The organism is Arthrobacter sp. I3 (assembly GCF_000520575.1).
GTDB lineage: Bacteria > Actinomycetota > Actinomycetes > Actinomycetales > Micrococcaceae > Arthrobacter > Arthrobacter humicola_A.
In genome coordinates, this window is sequence record NZ_KI914910.1 from 62651 (window position 1) to 82304 (window position 19654).

Genomic DNA, 19654 nt, shown 5'->3' on the forward strand with positions numbered 1-19654 from the left:
AAGGAGCTGTCGTGCGAGAAATCATTGTCCCGCCCCTGGTGAATGTCGATCCGGACACCAATGTCACCGATCTCGTGGTGCGCCAGGCGGCCAAGGCCTCCAACCCTGCGCTGTTCTCGCGGCTCGACGCAGCCGGCCAGTGGCAGGACGTCCGCGCCACCGAATTCCTGGCCGACGTCTCTGCACTCGCCAAGGGCCTCATGGCCAGCGGTGTGGCCGCCGGCGACCGGGTGGGCATCATGTCCCGCACCCGGTATGAATGGGCCCTGATCGACTTCGCCATCTGGTTCGCCGGCGCCGTCTCGGTCCCGATCTATGAAACCTCCTCCCCCTCCCAGGTGGCCTGGAACCTTGGCGACTCCGGCGCCGTGGCCGCGTTCGGCGAATCGGCGCACCACGAGGACATCATCCGGCAGGCGGCCACCTCCGAGGGCCTCACCGCCCTGGGGCATGTCTGGCAACTCGAGGGCGACAGCCTGGACGAGGTCCGTGCGGCCGGAGCCGGCGTCAGCGATGCCGAGCTCGAAGCACGCCGCAGCCAGGCGTCCCTGAACGATGTCGCCACGATCATCTACACCTCGGGCACCACCGGCCGGCCCAAGGGCTGCGAGCTGACGCACGGCAACTTCGTGGAACTGTCCGAGAACGCGCTGGTCACGTCGCTGGGCACGATCGTCCACGAGCAGGCGCGGACCATCATGTTCCTGCCCATGGCCCACGTCTTCGCACGCTTCATCTCTGTGCTGGCAGTCGCGGCCGGCGTCACGGTGGCGCACACCCCGGATATCAAGAACCTGCTGCCGGATCTGCAGAGCTACAAACCGACCTTTATCCTCGCCGTCCCGCGCGTTTTCGAGAAGGTCTACAACTCAGCCCTGACCAAGGCCGAGGACGGCGGCAAGGGCGCCATCTTCCACCGCGCCGCGGACACCGCCATCGAATTCTCCCGGGCCCGGCAGGCCGGCAAGGTCGGGCTCGTGCTGAAGCTCAAGCACGCCGTGTTCGACAAGCTCGTGTACAGCAAGCTCCGGGCCGCCATGGGCGGGAACGTCTCCCATGCCGTTTCCGGCGGCGGCCCGCTCGGTGAACGGCTGGGCCACTTCTTCCAGGGCATCGGCATGCAGATCCTGGAAGGGTACGGGCTGACTGAAACCACGGCCCCGGTCACGGTCAACACCCCCGACCTGATCAAGATCGGCACCGTCGGCGCCCCGATTCCGGGCAACTCCGTCAGGATCGCGGACGACGGCGAGATCCTCGCCAAGGGCGTGTGCGTCATGCGCGGCTACTACAAGCGCGATGACCTGTCCGCTGCAACCTTCGACGACGACGGCTGGTTCCGCACCGGCGACATCGGCCAGCTGGACGAGGCTGGATTCCTGACCATCACCGGGCGCAAGAAGGAAATCATCGTCACGGCCGGCGGCAAGAACGTCGTCCCGGCCCTGTTGGAGGACCAGATCCGGGCCGACGCGCTCGTCTCGCAGGTGCTCGTGGTGGGCGACAACCGCCCGTTCATCGGCGCCCTGGTGACCCTGGACGAGGAAGCCCTCCCCGGCTGGCTGGGCCGCCACGGGCTCCCGGCCTCGACCTCGCTCGCCGAGGCTGCCGTCAACCCCGCAGTCAAGGCCGCGGTCCAGGAGCTCATCAACCACGCCAACCAGTCCGTGTCCCAGGCCGAGGCGATCAAGTCCTTCCGGATCGTGCCGGCCGACTTCACCGAGGCCTCCGGACATCTGACCCCCTCCATGAAGGTCAAGCGGGCCCAGGTGCTCAAGGACTTCGAGAACGTGATCGAGGAAATGTACAGCGCCAAGCGTCCCACCCTCGCCTAGGCTGCAACCGCGACCGCCCCGCCCCAGAGCAACCCCCGCACCAGAGAGCAACGCGGGGTCAGATACGGCCCATCCGGCGCCCCCTGATGGGCCGTATCTGGCCCCGCGTTGCTTTCGGTTGGGAGGCAGTGTCCGGCAGAAACGGAAGGGTCCTTCCGGCGGAAGCCGGAAGGACCCTTCTGTTTTTGATGGGTGCGGTGTTGCCGCGCTGGCGCTATTCGACGACGAGCAGCAGATCCCCGCCCTGGACCTGTTCGATCCCGGCGACGGCGAGCCGCGCGACGGTGCCGGCCACCGGCGTCGTGATGGACGCCTCCATCTTCATGGCCTCGATCGTGGCCACCGTGTCGCCGGCCTTGACGGTGTCCCCGGCCTTGACGGTCAGCGTGACGGCACCGGCGAACGGCGAGGCGACCTGGCCCGGCTGGGAGGTGTCGGCGCGTTCGGCGGCCTTGACGTTGCTCACCACTGAACGGTCGCGGACCACCACGGGCCGGGACTGGCCGTTGAGCGTGCACATGACCGTGCGCATGCCCTTCTCGTCCGGTTCGGAGACGGCCTCGAGCGAGGCGATCAGGCGGACGCCCTTCTCGAGCTCGATCTCGTGCTCCGCGCCGCGCTGCAGCCCGAAGAGGTAGTCCCGCGTGTCCAGCACCGAAAGGTTGCCGTAGGATTCCACGCTCTTCTGGTAGTCCTTGGTGGGACCGGCGAAGAGCAGGCGGTTGAGCGTGCCCCGCCGGGTCTTGGAATCGCCGTTGAGCGCGGCGCTGTCCTCGGCGCTGATCTCGACGTCGCGGACCTTGACGGTGCGCCCCTGCAGCGCTTTGGTCCGGAAGGGCTCGGGCCAGCCGCCGGGCGGGTCACCGAGCTCGCCAGAGAGGAAGCCGATCACGGAATCAGGGACGTCGTACTTTTGCGGGTTCTCGTTGAAGTCTTCCGGATCGGCATTGAGGCCCACCAGGTGCAGGGCGAGGTCGCCCACCACCTTGGACGACGGGGTCACCTTGACCAGGCGGCCGAGGATCCGGTCCGCCGCGGTGTACATGTCCTCGATCGCCTCGAAACGCTCGCCCAGGCCCAGCGCCATTGCCTGCTGGCGCAGGTTGGAGAGCTGGCCGCCCGGAATTTCGTGCTGGTAGACCCGGCCTGTGGGGCCCGGCAGTCCGGACTCGAACGGCGCGTAGACCCGGCGGACGGCTTCCCAGTAAGGCTCGAGGGCGCAGACGTTCGCCAGGCTGAGGCCGGTGTCGCGCGGCGTGTGGGCCAGCGCGGCGACGAGGGCCGAGGCCGAGGGCTGGCTGGTGGTTCCCGCCAGTGAGGCCGAGGCCACGTCCACGGCGTCCACGCCGGCATCCACGGCCGCGAGGAGCGTGGCCAGCTGGCCGCCGGCGGTGTCGTGGGTGTGCAGGTGGACGGGGAGGTCGAACCGCTCCCGCAGCGCCGAGACCAGGCGCGCCGCGGCAGCCGGACGCAGCAGTCCGGCCATGTCCTTGATCGCCAGGATGTGCGCCCCGGCGTCGACGATTTTCTGCGCCAGCTCCAGGTAGTAATCCAGGGTGTAGAGCGTTTCCTCCGGGTCCAGCATGTCCGCGGTGTAGCAGAGGGCAACCTCGGCGACGGCGGTACCGGTCTCGCGGACGGCCCGGATGGCCGGAGCCATCTGGTTGACGTCGTTGAGGGCGTCGAAGATCCGGAAAATGTCGATGCCCGTGGCGGCGGCCTCGTTGACGAACGCCACCGTGACCTCTTCCGGGTACGGCGTGTAGCCGACGGTGTTGCGGCCGCGGAGCAGCATCTGCAGGCACAGGTTCGGCATGGCCTTGCGCAGGGCGGCAAGCCGGTCCCAGGGGTCTTCGCCGAGGAAGCGCAGGGCGACGTCGTAGGTCGCCCCGCCCCAGGCCTCGACCGAGAGCAGCTCGGGGAGCAGCTTGGATTCTGCGGGACCGGCCGCCACGAGGTCACGGGTGCGCACCCGGGTGGCGAGCAGGGACTGGTGCGCGTCGCGGAACGTGGTGTCCGTGACGGCCACGGCGTCCTGCGCCCGCAGGGCACGGGCAAACCCTTCCGGGCCGAGTTCCTGGAGACGCTGGCGGGACCCTGGCCGGGCCGCGGCGTCATCCAGGGCCGGAAGCTTGTCCGCCGGGTCCGTGTGGACCTTGAGTTCGCCGTTGGGCTTGTTGACCGTGACGTCGGCAAGCCAGGTCAGCAACTTGGTGCCGCGGTCGGCCGAGACCCGTGCCTTCAGCAGCTGGGGCCGTTCGTCAATGAACGAGGTGGCCACATCCCCGGCGACGAAGTCGGGATCGTCCAGGACAGCCTGCAGGAAGGAGATATTGGTGGACACGCCGCGGATGCGGAACTCGGCGAGGGCGCGGCGGGCCCGGGCGACGGCGGCCGGGTAGTTGCGTCCGCGGCAGGTCAGCTTGACCAGCATGGAGTCGAAGTGCGGGCTGATCTCCGCGCCCGAGTAGACGGTGCCGCCGTCGAGCCGGACGCCGGCGCCGCCGGCCGAGCGGTAGCCGGTGATCTTGCCGACGTCGGGCCGGAAGCCGTTGGCCGGGTCCTCCGTGGTGATGCGGCACTGCAGGGCGGCACCCTTGAGCTGGACGCTCTCCTGGGACAGGCCCAGGTCCGCGAGGCTCTCACCGGCGGCGATGCGCAGCTGCGCCTGGACGAGGTCGACGTCGGTGACTTCCTCGGTCACCGTGTGCTCGACCTGGATCCGGGGATTCATTTCGATGAACACGTGCTGGCCGGCCCGCTCACCCACCGTGTCGACAAGGAATTCGACGGTACCGGCGTTGACGTAGTTCAGCGCCTTCGCGAACTTCACGGCGTCGCGGTACAGCGCCTGCCGGATGCCTTCGTCCAGGTTCGGTGCCGGGGCGATCTCGATGACCTTCTGGTGGCGGCGCTGGATGGAACAGTCACGCTCGAAGAGGTGCATCACGTTGCCCTCCGCGTCGGCCAGGATCTGGACCTCGATGTGGCGCGGGCGCAGGACGGCCTGCTCCAGGAACATGGTGGGGTCGCCGAACGCGGCGTCGGCTTCGCGCATGGCGGCCTGCAGGGCCTCCGGGAGCGCCTCGCGGGTGTCCACGCGGCGCATGCCGCGCCCGCCGCCGCCGGCGACGGCCTTGGCAAAAATGGGGAAGCCGATCTCATCCGCGGCGGCGATCAGTTCGTCCAGGTCCTTCGACGGCTGGCTGGACTTGAGGACCGGGACGCCGGCCTTGCGCGCGGCCTCGAGGGCGGCAACCTTATTACCTGCGAGTTCCAGAACCTCGGCCGGCGGCCCGACGAAGGTGATGCCGGCCTCCTTCGCGGCCCGCGCCAGGCGCGGGTTCTCGGAGAGGAAACCGTAACCGGGGTAAATGGCGTCCGCCCCGGACTCCTTGGCTACGCGCACCACCTCATCAACGTCCAGGTAGGCCCGGACCGGGTGTCCCTCCTCGCCGATCAGATACGCCTCATCGGCCTTCTGGCGGTGAATGGAGTTGCGGTCCTCATGGGGAAACACAGCGACAGTCTTGGCACCCAGCTCGTAGCTCGCGCGGAAGGCGCGAATCGCGATTTCGCCGCGGTTGGCCACCAGAATCTTAGAAAACATACTTCTCCTGCTTCATCGCGGGCGTATCGGTAAGTGCTCACAGTGTCTAGGACCTGTGCGGGCAAACACAAATCATTGTGGCGACTGTCACAGCATTATCCGTCACGGACGCCGCGATGGGCAGGGCCTTGGCCTTAGAGCTTTCCCCGTCCGTCCGATTGGCGAGGTTCTGGCGCCCCACGCCGGATGAAACGGGTTTCGCCGGAGCATCAACATATGATGAGTGGGTGGGTGGCGCATGCACGCCCCGGCTCCGAAGAACGCAGGAGCCGGCACGACCCCGTCTCGGCAACCGGCGTTAGGTATTGGTTTTTCAAGTGCAAGTAGTGAGCATCAGCAGCCTCAAAGGCGGTGTCGGCAAGACATCCGTGACCACCGGACTGGCGTCGGCGGCATTGGCCGCCGGCATCCCCACCCTCGTCGTCGACCTTGATCCGCATGCTGACGCCAGCACGGCCCTGGGCGTGAGTCCGGACGATCAGCTCGATATCGGCAGGATGCTAAGGTCGCCGCGGCGGGCACATCTGGCGGACAACGTGGTCCCCAGCGGCTGGGTGGAACACGCCCGGATCAACGGCCGCGGCAACGCCAACGGCAGTGCGAACGGCAGGATTCAGTCCGGCGCGGCAACCTCCGTCCTGGACGTGGCCGTCGGCTCTGCCTATACCGGCATCTACGACCGCCCCGACCTGGGCCGCCGCGACCTTCGCCGGCTTTCCACGGTCCTGGCCGGCGCCACGAACTACGAACTCGTCCTGGTCGACTGCCCCCCGTCACTGAACGGCCTGACCCGGATGGCGTGGTCCGCAAGCGACAAGGTGACCCTGGTGGCCGAGCCCGGGCTTTTCTCGGTGGCCGGCACGGAACGCACCATGCGCGCCATCCAGCTCTTCCGGCAGGAATTCGCCCCCAAGCTGTCCCCCGCGGGCATCGTGGCCAACCGGGTGCGCAACAGTTCGGCCGAGCACACGTTCCGGCTCTCGGAGATGGAATCCATGTTCGGTCAGCTGCTGTTGAGCCCGCACATCCCGGAGCAGGCCAACTGGCAGCAGATCCAGGGCGCGGCCCACTCCATCCACCACTGGCCCGGCGACTCGGCCAAGAATGCGGCCGGGCTCTTCGATGCCCTGCTGCAGAACCTGCTGAACCAGGGCAGCGTGGCCCCGGCTGGCGCTGTCCGCGACCGCAGCCTACGGTAGCCCCGGACTCCCATACACAGCCCAACAGAAATGCGGCCGCCTTCCCTGTCCGGGAGGCGGCCTCATCTTGTTGTACTCAGTGTCTGTGCTCAGTCGTTTCTGTGCGCAGTCACGTCTGCAGCTGTGGGCGCTAGCCGATCTTGCGGGCCGCCCGGCGCTTGCTCAGCTCGTCGTCGGGAAAGGACTGGTCCGCGGCGTGTTCGCTGGGAAGGGCTGCGAGGCTTCCTTCAACTTCGCGCCATACGCGGCCGACGGCGATGCCGAACACCCCCTGGCCGCCCTGGACGAGATCGATGACTTCATCTGCCGATGTGCACTCATAGACGCTGGCGCCGTCGCTCATGAGCGTGATTTGGGCGAGGTCCTCGACGCCGCGCTCCCGCAGGTGTTCCACGGCGGTGCGGATCTGTTGCAGGGAGACGCCCGTGTCCAGGAGCCGTTTGACCACCTTGAGAACCAGAATGTCGCGGAAGCCGTAGAGCCGCTGCGAGCCGGAGCCGGCCGCGCCGCGGACGGCGGGCTCAACGAGTCCGGTGCGCGCCCAATAATCGAGTTGGCGGTAGGTAATGCCGGCCGCCTTGCAGGCGGTGGGTCCGCGGTAGCCCGCGTCCTCGTCCAGAACGGGGAGATCCTCGGTGAACAGCAGGCCTTGGGCACCGCTGGCGGGCACAGCAACGCCGGCCGTTGAGGCCTGCTTCAGCTCGCCTGCTTCGCCTTTCGGACTCACGTGGACCCTCCTTGTCGTGGGTTCCCCTGGGTTTGTTGCATCGGCAGCAATAGATGTGAACAGCTGCATGACACCGGATGAATACTTCATCCGTGTAATTCAGCCGGCTGCACCTTCCAGTGTGACTTGCGCGGCTACCGTATGCAATGGGAACTTGTACCTCCGACGTTAGGCCTGCCGGGGCCCAAGGTCAAAGACGTTGGGGCTATTCCAGGGGCGTGTCGAAAGTTTCATCCTTGACTTTAACGTTCAGTGCCGCCACAGCTGTCACGCACGTATCAGAAACACCAGCAGTCACAGGCACGCCCGCAACCGCGGCAGGTTCCCTGGCGCCGGTGGCCTGGGCCGGCTCAGCCGCCGAAGTCTTCGGGTTCGACGTCGTCGAGGAACTCGCGGAAGCGCCGCAGTTCGCCTTCCTCGTCCACGGCGGGTCCGGGGTGCGTGTCCTCGCCCTCGTCGTGTTCGGTGATCCGGACGCCGGCCTCGTCCATGACGGCGTCGGCGCACCAGATCCGGCACTTGGCGCGCAGGGCAACGGCCAACCCATCGGAGGCCCTTGAGCTCACGGTGGTGCCGTTCTCGAACTGCAGCTGCCCGTAGAAGATGTTGTCCTCCACCGCCACGATGTTGACGCTGACGATCGTGTGGCCGAGGGCCTCGACAACGTCCACCAGGAGGTCGTGGGTCATCGGCCGGGGCGGGATGACCCCCTGCTGGGCCAGGGCGATGGCGCTGGCCTCCGGGGTCCCGATCCAGATGGGCACGTGGCGCTCACCATGGATTTCCTTGAGCAGGACAAGCGGCTGGTTGGACGGCAACTCGATCCGCACGCCGACAATCTCCACCTCAATCATCAGATGTCCATCCTTGAGATGCGGTCGTGGACCAGCGCCTGGTGCAAGGACAGGCAGAGGTCGCTGATTTCCCGGGCCGCCTCGGCGGCGCGGGCGTGGGAGGCTGCGTCCTTGCGGGAGGTCAGGGTGGCCACAGCACGCTCCACGAGCCCGAATTCGCGGTCGGCAGCGGCCTGGAAGGGCCGCAGGTGGCGGGGTTCCAGGCCATGGCTCTCCAGCTGGACGCAGGCCCGCGCGACCTGCAGCGCGTGTTCGTCGAATTTGCCGTTGACGTGCCCGATCAGGCCGTAGCTCAGGAGCGATTCCAGCAGCGGGACGCTCGCCCCGGATTCGGCGCGCAGCTGCTCCTCGCTGAGCCTGCGTGCCCGGCTGTGCAGCTCGGAGGCGAGCTCCTCGGAGACGATCCGCGGGGACAGCGTGACGCCTGCCGGCAGGTTCTCCGGCCGTTCGCCCCGGTCGATCGCATCAAGGTAGTCCTTGATGACCTTCAGCGGCAGGTACTGGTCACGCTGGAGTGAGAGGACGAAGCGCAGCCGTTCGACGTCGTTCTCGGAGTACTGACGGTAGCCGGCAGGTGTCCGCTGCGGGTTGATGAGTCCCTTTTCTTCAAGGAACCGGATTTTTGACGCAGTCATGCTGGGGAAGTCGTCGCTCAGTTGAGCCAGGACTTCCCCGATGTTCAGAACCTGGGGTCCGCGCCGATCCGCATGTGCCGTGGCCACAGGCAACTACCCCGGAATCAGACGTTGCCTGCTGCGCGGGCAGGGCTGAGGTAGAAGGTGAGGCGGAATTTGCCGATCTGGACCTCGTTGCCGGACTTCAGTTCCACCGAGTCTACGCGGTCGTGGTTGACGTAGGTGCCGTTCAGGCTCCCGGTGTCCACAACCTCGAAGCTGCGCGCAGTGCGGCGGAATTCAACGTGCCTGCGCGAGACAGTGACGTCGTCGAGGAAGATGTCGGCGTCCGGGTGGCGGCCCGCCGTGGTGACGTCGGAGTCCAGCAGGAACCGCGCACCGGCGTTGGGGCCGCTGTGCGCCACGAGCAGGGCCGATCCGAAGGGAAGGGCCTCAACCGCTGCCCGTTCCTCAGTCGAAAGCTTCGGCGTGAAATTGGGTTCGTCGCGCACCGGAGTGAGGTTGATCGACGTGGTCTCCGAAGCCTTCACTCCACCCGTGCCGTAACCGTCACCGGTGTCGTTCCGTTCGTGCCCAAACATTGAGTCCTCCTCATTCGTTGCAGGTGTCCCCCCTGCAAACAACGCATGCCGTCCGGAAAAGCCTTGCAGTCCCGGTAATGAGGCCCTTCGGCGGGGCGCGGCTTTGTTTTGTTATCCCAACAACACTCGCCGGCGGCCCCGGCCCGAATGACCTCTGTCTTTAGCCTACCTGCTGTTCATACTCGGATGCACTGAGCAAGGACTCGACCGCGTCGGCTTCCGCGAGCCTGATTTCGATCAGCCAGCCTTCACCGTACGGATCGGAGTTGATAAGCGCGGAATCGGTGTCCAGCGACTCGTTCCTGGCCACCACCTCGCCCGTCACCGGGGCGTAAATGTCGCTGACGCTCTTGGTGGATTCGACCTCTCCGACGACGTCGTTGGCCTTGATGGTGGTCCCGACCTCGGGCATCTGGGCGTAGACGACATCCCCGAGGGCGTCCTGGGCAAAATCAGTAATGCCCACGCGCACAACCCCGTCGGCGTTGGGGGCCGAAACCCATTCGTGTTCTGCGGTGTAGGACAGGTCTTCGGGAATGATGCTCATGACGGGCCTTTCATCGGGTCAATCACCTGGCGGCGGCAGTCGTTTGTTCTAGCCGCCGCTGAAAGTATAGGCATATCGGGCAGGGGCCGGGGAGGGATCTGCGAAGATGGTGCCATGGCAGAACATGCTCCGCTGAAGGGCGGGAATGTGAACAACCGGGGCGCCGGGACCGTCCGGACACGCCAGGGCTAGGCCATGCCTGAGCTTCCTGAAGTTGCGGCCCTGACGGACTTTCTGGACGAGCACCTGCGCGGAGCAATGGTGCGGAAAATCCAGCCGGTCTCCTTCGCCGTGCTCAAGACGGCAGACCCTCCCTACTCCGATCTCCAGGGCAAGGCCGTCAGCGGCGTGCAAAGGTTCGGCAAGTTTGTCAGCGTGGAAGCGGACGGGCTGCATTTTGTCTTCCACCTCGCCCGGGCCGGCTGGGTCCGCTTCACGGACTCCCCTACGGACGCCCAGCTGAAAATGGGGAAGGGCCACATCGCGCTGCGGCTGACGTTCTCGGGCGATTCCGGCCCGGTGGGCATGGACCTGACCGAGGCGGGCACGAAAAAGAGCCTGGCGGTCTATGTGGTCCGGGATCCGCAGGACGTGCCCGGCATCGCGGCGCTCGGACCGGATCCGTTCAGTCCGGACTTCGACGTCGATGCACTGGCCGGGATTCTCGGCTCCAGTTCCCAGCAGATCAAGGGCGTCCTGAGGAGCCAGGGCATCATCGCGGGCATTGGGAATGCCTACAGTGACGAGATCCTGCACGCCGCCAGGACTTCGCCGTTCGCGATCGCCAAGTCGCTGGACCGGACGGACGTGCAGCGCCTCTACGACGCCATCCACACCATTCTGGGAACAGCGGTGGCGGAGGCCAAGGGCAAGCCGCCCAACGAGCTCAAGGACACCAAGCGGAGCCACATGCGGGTCCATGGCCGGACCGGCGAACCGTGTCCGGTGTGCGGGGACACGGTCCGGGAGGTTTCCTTTGCCGATTCCGCCCTGCAGTACTGCCCGACGTGCCAGACGAAAGGAAAGATCCTGGCCGACCGCCGGACGTCGCGCTTTTTGAAATAGCGGATCACCGCGGACCGTCCGGGGAACACCGCGGCGCGGATGTGTCCGGGAAACAGAAAACCCCGCCATTCCTTCATCAGGAATGGCGGGGTTTCAGCTGTTGGTCGGGCTGACAGGATTTGAACCTGCGACCCCTTGACCCCCAGTCAAGTGCGCTACCAAGCTGCGCTACAGCCCGCTGGTTCCACCGTTCTCCGCCCGGAAGTCCTCCCGAATTCGCTCCAGGTTTTCTTCCAAGCAGTCCGGCCGAACCACCTCCAAAAGCTTACACGATCCGGGAGGGTGCCTGTGACAATTTCAGGCTGTCACGGCAAGGTGTGTCGGAATTAACGTTTCTTGCCACGCTTTTCGCGCACGCGCATGTTGACCTCGATGGGCGTGCCCTCGAAGCCGAAGGTCTCCCGGAGGCGTCGGGTGATGAAGCGTCGGTATCCCGGATCCAGGAATCCGGTGGTGAAGAGCACGAACTTCGGCGGCCGGCTCGAGGCCTGGGTGCCGAACAGGATGCGGGGCTGCTTGCCGCCGCGGACCGGGTGCGGGTGCGCTGCGACAAGTTCGCCCAGGAACGCGTTGAGGCGTCCGGTGGGGATGCGCTTGTCCCAGCTTTCCAGGGCGGTGTCCAGGGCCGGGACGAGCCGGTCCTTGTGCCAGCCGGTTTTGGCCGAGATGTTCACGCGCGGCGCCCAGGCCACGTGTGCCAGGTCTTGCTCGATTTCGCGTTCCAGGTAGCGGCGGCGCTCGTCGTCGAGGAGGTCCCATTTGTTGAAGGCCAGCACCAGGGCGCGGCCGGATTCAACGGCGAGCTGCAGGATGCGGACGTCCTGCTCGCTGAGCACCTCGTCCACGGCCAGGAGCACGACGGCGACCTCGGCCTTTTCGAGCGCGCTCTGCGTGCGCAGGGAGGCGTAGAAGTCCGCGCCCTGGGCCATGTGCTGGCGGCGCCGGATGCCGGCGGTGTCCACGAAGCGCCACGTGCGTCCGCCGAGTTCGATGAATTCATCGACCGGGTCGCGGGTGGTGCCGGCGGTGTTGTCCACCACCACACGCTCGGAACCGGCAAGCTTGTTCAGCAGCGAGGACTTGCCGACGTTCGGGCGGCCGATCAGGGCGATGCGGCGGGGGCCGCCGGAGCGCTCGAGGCCTTCAATCAGGGAGTACTCCGGGAGGGTGTCCATGACGTGGTCCAGGAGGTCCGCCACGCCGCGGCCGTGCAGGGCCGAGACGGGGTACGGTTCGCCGAAGCCCAGGCCCCAGAGGGTGGCGGAGTCGGCTTCCTGGGCGAAGTCGTCCACCTTGTTGGCCACCATGATGACCGGCTTCTTCGACTTGCGCAGCATCTTCATGACGCCTTCGTCGGTCGCGGTCGCGCCCACGGCGGAGTCGACGACGAACAGGACGGCGTCGGCAAGTTCCACGGCCATCTCGGCCTGTTCCGCCACACGGGCGTGGATGCCGCGGGCATCGTGCTCCCACCCGCCGGTGTCCACCACGGTGAAGTTGCGGCCGTTCCAGTTTGCCGAGTACATGACACGGTCGCGGGTGACGCCGGGGGTGTCCTCGACCACTGCCTCGCGGCGGCCCAGGATCCTGTTGACCAGGGTGGATTTGCCCACGTTGGGCCGTCCGATGATGGCCAGGACCGGGTCCAGCTTGACCGGGCCGTCAAAGTCCTCATCGTCGAAGTGGCCGCTCAGGAGGGCGGCGTCGTCTTCGTCGAGCTCGTAGTCGTCCAGCCCGGCACGCAGCGAGGCCGCGCGGAGTTCCGCTTCGTCATCGTCCAGGGCGGCAAGGTTTTCAGCCACCTGGTCGGTGCCGGTGGGCGTGTATTCGTCTTCGCCGGCGCCAAAATTGCCGGAGGTTTGAGTCGTATCGCTCATTGCACTTTCCTTAGGTGGTGATCTGCCGGCGTCCCGGCTACTGCTTCATGACGTTCATGCGGTGATTCCGCGTGGGGCAGGGGCTGCCCGGTTCTTAGTACTGAGTCCTGGACATGGCGCGCTAATGCGGCCCGGATTTCGGTTCCCGCCCTGTCCATTGAAACACGCCCGCTCTCGCCCGGCCTGCGGCTGACGTTGATGGCCCCGCCGAAGCTGACATGCAGGCGCCGGCGCGGTGCGGGCACCGTGTCGAGGTGTTCGCCGCCGATTCTTGTGCCCAGGATGGCCACGGGAACCACGGTGGCGCGGGAGTTAAGCGCCAGCCAGGCGACGCCGTTGTTGATCGCGGCGGCCTCACCGCTCCCCCGCGTACCTTCGGGAAGAATCCCGACGCACCGTCCGGCGTCGAGCAGGCTCCGGGCCGTGGCCAGCGCCGCACGGCCACCACGGCGGTCGACGGGCAACTGGCCCGACGCCGCCAGGACGCGGCCGAGGAACCCGGTGAACATCTCCTGCTTGACGAGGATGTGCATGGGCCGGGGCGAGGCTCCGAACATGACGGGCCCGTCCAGGAAGCTGATGTGGTTTCCCGCGAAAATCACGGGACCGGCCGCCGGGACGTTGGAGCGTCCGCTGACCGAGGTGCGGTAGACGAGGTGGTCCAGGAGCCAGCCCACGGGCCGGCTCCACGCCGTCGTCCACTGGCCGGGCAGGGAGGCGGGCGCTGTCCCCGGCAGTCCGGCGCGCCCCTCAGTCACCGTGGACGGCCCGGAGCGGAACAGGAGAATGGTTGACCACGGTGTCCACGATGTCGAGTGCGGCCTGGACCGTCTCGTCAAAGTCCAGGTCGGAGGAGTCCAGGGTCACGACGCCGTCGGCGGCCGTGGTGAAGTTCACTACGGTGGAGTCCTTGGCATCGCGGTGCGTGACCTGGGCTGCCAGCTGCTCGGCATTCTGGCTGCCGCCCAACTGGATGCCGCGGCGGCGCAGCCGGGCTTCCTCGCTGGCGGTCAGCAACATCCGCACCTCGGCATGGGGCGCGACGACGGTGGTGATGTCCCGGCCCTCGACCACCATGCGGCGGTGGTGCTTTTCGATCAGCTCGCGCTGCCGGCGGATCAGTTCAGTCCGCGCGCCCAGCGTGGTGGCGACGGCGCTGACTGCCGCGGAAATGGCGGGTTCACGGATGGCGAGAGTGACATCGTGCCCGCCGACGCGGACGTACTCTTCCTGCGGGCTCGTGCTGATTTCCAGCGGCAGGGTCTCTGCGGCGGTCTCGACGGCGGCCCCGTCGTCCAGGTCCGTGCCGCTCTGCAGGCAGAACCACGTCAGGGCGCGGTACATCGCGCCGGTGTCGAGGTAGGCCAGTTTCAGCCGGCGGGCCACCTCTTTGCTCACGCTGGATTTGCCGGAGCCGGAGGGTCCGTCGATGGCAACCACAAGGCTTTTTCCGGGGCGGACTACGTCCACTGTCTCGATGAGTTCCTGGGTCATTACTGGAGTACCCGCCATCCACGGTCGTTGAGGGCTGCTATCAAAAGGTCGTGCTTGTTGGGCAGGACGGAAATTTCCACCATGCCCACATTCTGCCCCGAAGAGTGGTCGAGGCGGAGGTCTTCGACGTTGACGCCGATCTCGCCAATCTCGGTCAGCAGCTTGGCGATCTGCCCGGGTGTGTCATCCACCAGCACCGTCAGCCACGAGTATGCCTGCGGGGGTCCGCCGTGCTTGCCCGGGATCCGGGACTGGCCGGCATTGCCTTCGCTGATCAGCTGGGCAAGGTCCAGCCGGGCGCCGGGAGCGGCCGGTGCCTCCAGGGTGCCGATCAGCCGGTTGAGGTCCTCGCGGACTCCGTGCAGGATTTCCACCACTTTTTCCGCGTTCGCGCCCAGGATCTGGACCCAGAGCGTGGGATCGCTTGCGGCGATCCGGGTGACATCGCGCAGCCCGTTGCCGGCCAGGGACAGGGCGTGCAGGGGCGTGCCCTGCAGGCGGCTGGCCACGAGCGAGGACATCACCTGCGGCAGGTGTGAGACGAGCGCCACGGCTGCATCGTGCTCGTCGGCAGCGAATTCGGACACGACGGCGCCGAGATCGCCGGCCAGCGCACGCGCCACCCGCAGAGACTCCGGCAGTGTCTCCTCCGCCGGGCACACGACCCACGGCATGGAGGTGAACAGCTCGCCCCGGGCCGCGACCGGGCCCGATTTCTCGCGCCCGGCCATGGGGTGGGTCCCCACGTAGCGGCCCAGGTCCGCGCCGCGGCTGCGGAGATCGGCCAGGATCTGCGCCTTCACGCTCGCGATGTCCACCACGACGGCGTGCGGGTAGTCCTGGAGCGCCTTGGCCACGACGTCCGCCGTGACATCCGGCGGCGCGGCCACGACGACGAGCTCCGGCGCCTCCCCCTCGAGGCGCGCCAGCGGCAGGCCGGCGCCGATGTCGACGGCGACGGCCTGGTTGGTCGGCGAGGGATCCGAGAGCAACACGGGAACGCCCCGCCCCCGCAGCCCCAGCCCGATGCTGGTGCCCAGAAGCCCGGAGCCCAGGACGAGCACCGGGCCGTTCAGGTGGCCGCGGCCGTGCGTGCGGAAGGCGGACATGCTTACAGCCCCACGGAGGCCAGCAGGTGGCCGACTTCCTGCTTGCCGAGGTTGCGGATGCTGCCCTGGCGCTGGTCGCCGAGCCCGATGGGGCCGACCTTGACGCGCACCAGGCGCAGCACGGGGAAGCCGACGGCGTCGAACATGCGCCGGACGATCCGGTTCTTGCCCGAGTGCAGCACGACCTCGATCAGCACGTGGCCGGGGGTCGAGTCGACGAGCTTGAAGGAGTCCACCGAGGCGATGCCGTCCTCGAGTTCGACGCCGCCCTTGAGTTCGGCGCCCACGCCCTGCGGGAAGGGCCCGCGGACCTGCACGAGGTAGGTCTTGGGCACTTCATAGGACGGGTGCGTCAGGCGGTTGGCGAGCTCTCCGTCGTTGGTCAGCAGCAGCAGCCCTTCGGTGGCGACGTCAAGCCGGCCCACGTGGAAGAGGCGTTCGCCGTGGTGGTTGCGGACAAAGTCGCTGATGCATGGGCGGCCGTCCGGGTCCTCCATGGTGGAGACAACGCCCTTGGGCTTGTTGAAGACCATGTAGACCATGTTCTCGTCCAGCTGGATGCGCAGTCCGTCGACGTGGATCACTGCCGTCTTCGGGTCGACGCGCACGCCGAGTTCGGTGACCACCTGGCCGTCGACCTCGACGCGGCCCTCGGCGATCATTTCCTCGCAGACCCGCCGCGAGGCGACGCCGGCGGAAGCCATGACCTTCTGGAGGCGGGTGCCGTCGGCGTCGTGCAGCTCAGACTGCGGCACCTCGGCGCGGGGTCCGCGCTTGCGGGCGGGCTTGCGCACGGGCCCGAGGTTCTGGCCGAAGCGTTCACTGCCGAAGGCGCGGGAACCGGTGGCCTTGGCCGCTCCGGCGCCGACGCGCGGCTTGGGCTTGAGGGCGCCGGGAGTGCCGGGAGCCTTGCCGAAGCCGGGCTTGCGGGCGGCTGCCTTGCGGGCTGCCTCCTTGCCGGAGGGCGCTTTCGACTTCCAGTCAGCGGAAGCCGGGCGGGCAGTCGACGGCGCGCCGTCGGGACCCTGCAGGTCCGGATCGATAAAGGCCTCTTCGCGAGGCTTGGGGTGCTTGAAGGGGCGGTCTCCGCCGCCCTTGTAGCCGGCTCCGCCGCTGCGGCCGGCGCCGCCCTGGGAGCTGCGGCCCGCGCCGCCCTTGTAGTCGGCTCCGCCGCTGCGGCCCGAACCGCCCTGTGCGCCGCGGCCTGAGCCCTGACCTCTGCTTTGTCCGGCACTGCTTTGTCCGGCACTGTTACGTCCCGAACTGTTACGTGGTGAACCCTGGCGTCCCGCCTGTGTCATGACCCGTCCTTCGTTTGTTGGCCGACGGCCGCTGTCTCCCGACAACACCCGCCGACTGGGCAAAATGATTCTGCCCTAGTGGATACTCGTGCGCAGGCAGTTGTTCCTGCCTACATTCTTCCAGCGTCGTAAAACTCTTCGATGCCTTCAAGCCCCGGAAGGTGGGGTGAAAGCTGTGGCAATTCCGCCACCGAGCCGATTCCCATTCGCTCCAGGAAATACGACGTCGTGCGGTACAGGATTGCTCCGGATTCAGGATCGGTTCCCGAGTCCTCGATCAGCCCCCGCTGCGTCAGCGTCCGCACGACAGAGTCAACGTTGACTCCTCGAATTGCAGACACCCGCGCCCTAGATACGGGCTGGCGGTAAGCGATGACGGCGAGCGTTTCGAGCGCCGCCTGCGTCAGCCTGGCTGTCTGGCCTTCCAGCACGAATTCGCCAACGATCTCGGCGAATTCAGCGCGGGAATAGATCCGCCAGCCTCCGGCGATATTCCGCAATTCAAAACCCCGGGCGGTGGCGCTGAAGCCGTTCAAACTGGCATCGTCCACATCCGGGGCATTAACAGTATAACCGTTATACTCCCGCTGCAGTTCAGCCAGCAGGGTCTCGACGACGTCGACCGTCAGGTTCAGTCCGGCTGCCAGGGCCTGGGCCGTGGCCGGTTCGTCGATCACCATCAGGACCGCTTCGAGGGCCGCGCGGGCGCCCCCTGGCAGGCTCGCGACGTCCGGCCCGGCCTCGCGGGCAGCGTCCGGCCCGGCCTCGCGGGCAGCGTCGGGGAGTCGTTCGTTCACGGTTGGTCCTCGTATTCTTCACTCAGGTTTTCGCTGCTCCACCCCTGGGTATCGGCCGTCCAGTGCACCGTCAGCTCCCCCAGCGGCAGCAGCTGGTCAAAGCCCACCGCCCGGTCGCGGAACAGCTCCAGCAGCGCCAGGAACCGCGCCACCACCACCAGCGTGGATTCGGCGTCGGCGATCAGGGCCCGGAAGCTCAGCGGCGTGCCCTGCCGCAGCCGGTTCCCCAGCAGCTCGGCCTGTTCCTTGACGCTGACGGGCGCGCCGTGCAGGTGCGCGAGGCCTACTTCGGTGGGGGCTGCCTCCTTGGGTTTGAGGGCCGCCTCGGCCAATGAGGCGAACTGGGCAGGGGTGTGCCGCCACAGCAGTTCCGGAAGCAGGGCAGCGAAGTGTCCCTCAAGGGCAACCTGCCGGGGATAGCGCCGGGCCTCAAGCTCGAGCGTGGAGCCGATCATGCCGGCCACCTGCTTGAAGGCCTTGTACTGCAGCAGCCGGGCGAACAGGAGGTCCCGGGCCTCCAGCAGGGCAATGTCCTCATCGTCCTCAACCTCGCCCGCGGGCAGCAGCCGGGCCGCTTTGAGGTCCAGGAGGGTGGCCGCAATCACCAGGAATTCGCTGGCCTCATCCAGGGCCCACTCCTCCCCCAGCTGCTGCAGGCCCCTGATGTACTTGATGAATTCGTCAGTGACCGTGGACAGCGCCACCTCGGTGATGTCCAGCTGGTGCTTGGAGATCAGGCCGAGCAGGAGGTCGAACGGGCCGGTGAAGTTGGCCAGCCGCACTTCGAATCCGGGCTTTTTGACGCGCGGTTCTGCTGGGCCCTCCGGCCCCGCGGCCCGCGCGGATTCCGCGCGCGTGTCGAGCTCCGCAGGCATGTCGAGATTCGCTGGCGGAGAAAAGGCGCCTGCCACGACCCTGGCTAGGGCGCGCCGCCGCGCGAGATCAGCTCTTTGGCCAGGCGGCGGTAGGCGTCGGCACCGACGTGGTTGCCCGCGTAGGTAGTGATGGGCTCGGCCGCGACCGTGGCGTCGGCAAATTTGATCGAGCGCTTGATGACGGTTTCGAAGACCTTGTCGCCAAAGGCCTCCACCAGGCGGGCAATCACCTCGCGGCCGTGCAGGGTCCGGGCGTCGTACATCGTGGCGAGCACGCCGTCGACCTGCAGGCGCGGGTTGAGGCGGTCCTGGACCTTGTCGATGGTTTCCACGAGCAACGCCACGGCGCGCAGGGCAAAGAATTCACAGATCAGCGGGATGATGACGCCATGGGCGGCGGTCAGCGCGTTGACGGTGAGCAGGCCGAGCGAGGGCTGGCAATCGATCAGGACGACGTCGTAGTCGTCCTCGACCTTTTTCAGGGCCCGGTCCAGCACCTGTTCGCGGGCCACTTCGTTGACCAGCTGTACCTCGGCGGCGGAGAGGTCGATGTTGGCCGGGAGCAGATCCACGTTTTCCACGCCGGTCTTCTGGATGGCGTCGCGGATGTCCACCTTGCGGTCCATCAGCACGTTGTACACGGTGAGGTCGAGCTCGTGCGGGTTGGTGCCCAGGCCGGCGGACAGGGCGCCCTGCGGATCGAAGTCGACCAGGAGCACGCGGCGGCCGTATTCGGCCAGGGCTGCGGCGAGGTTGATCGTGGACGTGGTTTTGCCGACCCCGCCCTTCTGGTTCACCATGGCGATGACCCGCGCAGGACCGTGGGAGGACAGCGGCGCGGGCTCCGGAAAGTCGCGTTGGGGCCGCCCGGTGGGGCCCATGACGGCGTCTTCCAGATCGAGTTCGGTGCCTTCCAGAGTTGCTGAACCCTGTTCGCTGCTCACGTATCTATCCACACTTTCGATGACGGTGATTGTCGTGCTTCATTTTGCCGCTTCCGGGCTCCCGGAGCCCAGCGCGTTCCTCCCAAGGTTACAGCGCCCGACACGGTATTCGCCGGACCTTGACACTGCGCCGGAGGCTGTGCCTTGACGTTCGGGTTGAAGTCGAAGGTTGCTACCGGGCTGTCACGGCGGCCCGGGCGTGCC

At 67.2% G+C, this 19654-nt stretch carries 17 protein-coding genes and 1 tRNA gene; 3 read left to right on the plus strand and 15 right to left on the minus strand.

Annotated features, from left to right (window positions below; genetic code table 11):
• Positions 1-11: 11 nt before the first annotated feature.
• Positions 12-1835, plus strand: coding sequence for an AMP-dependent synthetase/ligase (locus Y706_RS0106145; protein ID WP_028275900.1), 1824 nt, complete (start codon positions 12-14; stop codon positions 1833-1835).
• A 214-nt stretch (positions 1836-2049) separates the two neighbouring features.
• Here Y706_RS0106145 and Y706_RS0106150 read toward each other — a convergent pair whose 3' ends face one another.
• Positions 2050-5445, minus strand: a complete 3396-nt coding sequence (locus Y706_RS0106150) for a pyruvate carboxylase (protein ID WP_028275901.1) — start codon at positions 5443-5445, stop codon at positions 2050-2052.
• Between the two features lie 317 nt (positions 5446-5762).
• On the opposite strand from Y706_RS0106150, the gene Y706_RS0106155 reads away from it, so the two are divergent.
• Entirely contained in the window at positions 5763-6644 is an 882-nt protein-coding gene (locus Y706_RS0106155; RefSeq protein WP_028275902.1) for a ParA family protein, read from the plus strand.
• 130 nt (positions 6645-6774) lie between these two features.
• On the opposite strand, the gene Y706_RS0106160 is transcribed toward Y706_RS0106155, so the two are convergent.
• The 5 genes from Y706_RS0106160 to gcvH all read right to left on the minus strand — a co-directional run bounded on the left by Y706_RS0106160 (position 6775) and on the right by gcvH (position 9988).
• Positions 6775-7371: a MerR family transcriptional regulator gene (locus Y706_RS0106160; protein ID WP_028275903.1), complete on the minus strand. Its 597-nt coding sequence runs from the start codon at positions 7369-7371 to the stop codon at positions 6775-6777.
• A gap of 350 nt (positions 7372-7721) precedes the next feature.
• A complete protein-coding gene (locus Y706_RS0106165) occupies positions 7722-8225 on the minus strand; it encodes a bifunctional nuclease family protein (RefSeq protein WP_028275904.1) in 504 nt (167 codons plus the stop codon).
• Entirely contained in the window at positions 8225-8947 is a 723-nt protein-coding gene (locus Y706_RS0106170) for a transcriptional regulator FtsR (RefSeq protein WP_028275905.1), read from the minus strand. Before Y706_RS0106170 ends, Y706_RS0106165 begins: the two co-directional genes overlap by 1 nt.
• Positions 8948-8964: 17 nt before the next feature.
• Positions 8965-9441 carry an FHA domain-containing protein gene (locus Y706_RS0106175; RefSeq protein ID WP_028275906.1) on the minus strand — a complete coding sequence of 159 codons (477 nt, stop codon included), beginning with the start codon at positions 9439-9441 and terminating at the stop codon, positions 8965-8967.
• Between the two features lie 160 nt (positions 9442-9601).
• The gene (gene gcvH / locus Y706_RS0106180; RefSeq protein ID WP_028275907.1) at positions 9602-9988 is read right to left on the minus strand and encodes a glycine cleavage system protein GcvH; all 387 of its coding nucleotides are present in this window, start codon (positions 9986-9988) and stop codon (positions 9602-9604) included.
• Positions 9989-10183: 195 nt separating this feature from the next.
• Here gcvH and Y706_RS0106185 point away from each other — a divergent pair, with 195 nt between their 5' ends.
• Positions 10184-11053 (plus strand): Fpg/Nei family DNA glycosylase, encoded by an 870-nt coding sequence (locus Y706_RS0106185; RefSeq protein WP_028275908.1) that lies wholly within the window; start codon positions 10184-10186, stop codon positions 11051-11053.
• 101 nt (positions 11054-11154) lie between these two features.
• On the opposite strand, the gene Y706_RS0106190 is transcribed toward Y706_RS0106185, so the two are convergent.
• From Y706_RS0106190 to Y706_RS0106230, 9 genes are all read right to left on the minus strand, one after another.
• Positions 11155-11231 (minus strand) — tRNA-Pro (locus tag Y706_RS0106190).
• A 148-nt stretch (positions 11232-11379) separates the two neighbouring features.
• Positions 11380-12930: a ribosome biogenesis GTPase Der gene (gene der, locus Y706_RS0106195; protein ID WP_028275909.1), complete on the minus strand. Its 1551-nt coding sequence runs from the start codon at positions 12928-12930 to the stop codon at positions 11380-11382.
• Positions 12927-13607: a lysophospholipid acyltransferase family protein gene (locus Y706_RS0106200; protein WP_028275910.1), complete on the minus strand. Its 681-nt coding sequence runs from the start codon at positions 13605-13607 to the stop codon at positions 12927-12929. Before Y706_RS0106200 ends, der begins: the two co-directional genes overlap by 4 nt.
• Before the next feature lie 73 nt (positions 13608-13680).
• On the minus strand, positions 13681-14424 hold the full coding sequence (gene cmk, locus Y706_RS0106205; RefSeq protein WP_028275911.1) for a (d)CMP kinase: 744 nt from the start codon (positions 14422-14424) through the stop codon (positions 13681-13683).
• The gene (locus Y706_RS0106210; RefSeq protein ID WP_028275912.1) at positions 14424-15533 is read right to left on the minus strand and encodes a prephenate dehydrogenase; all 1110 of its coding nucleotides are present in this window, start codon (positions 15531-15533) and stop codon (positions 14424-14426) included. Before Y706_RS0106210 ends, cmk begins: the two co-directional genes overlap by 1 nt.
• A 2-nt stretch (positions 15534-15535) precedes the next feature.
• Positions 15536-16834, minus strand: coding sequence for a pseudouridine synthase (locus Y706_RS0106215; protein ID WP_028275913.1), 1299 nt, complete (start codon positions 16832-16834; stop codon positions 15536-15538).
• Positions 16835-16944: 110 nt separating this feature from the next.
• On the minus strand, positions 16945-17553 hold the full coding sequence (locus Y706_RS0106220) for an SMC-Scp complex subunit ScpB (protein ID WP_156945075.1): 609 nt from the start codon (positions 17551-17553) through the stop codon (positions 16945-16947).
• A gap of 74 nt (positions 17554-17627) precedes the next feature.
• Positions 17628-18506 (minus strand): segregation and condensation protein A, encoded by an 879-nt coding sequence (locus tag Y706_RS0106225; protein ID WP_028275915.1) that lies wholly within the window; start codon positions 18504-18506, stop codon positions 17628-17630.
• A gap of 44 nt (positions 18507-18550) precedes the next feature.
• Positions 18551-19450, minus strand: a complete 900-nt coding sequence (locus tag Y706_RS0106230) for a ParA family protein (RefSeq protein WP_018772307.1) — start codon at positions 19448-19450, stop codon at positions 18551-18553.
• Between the last annotated feature and the right edge of the window lie 204 nt (positions 19451-19654).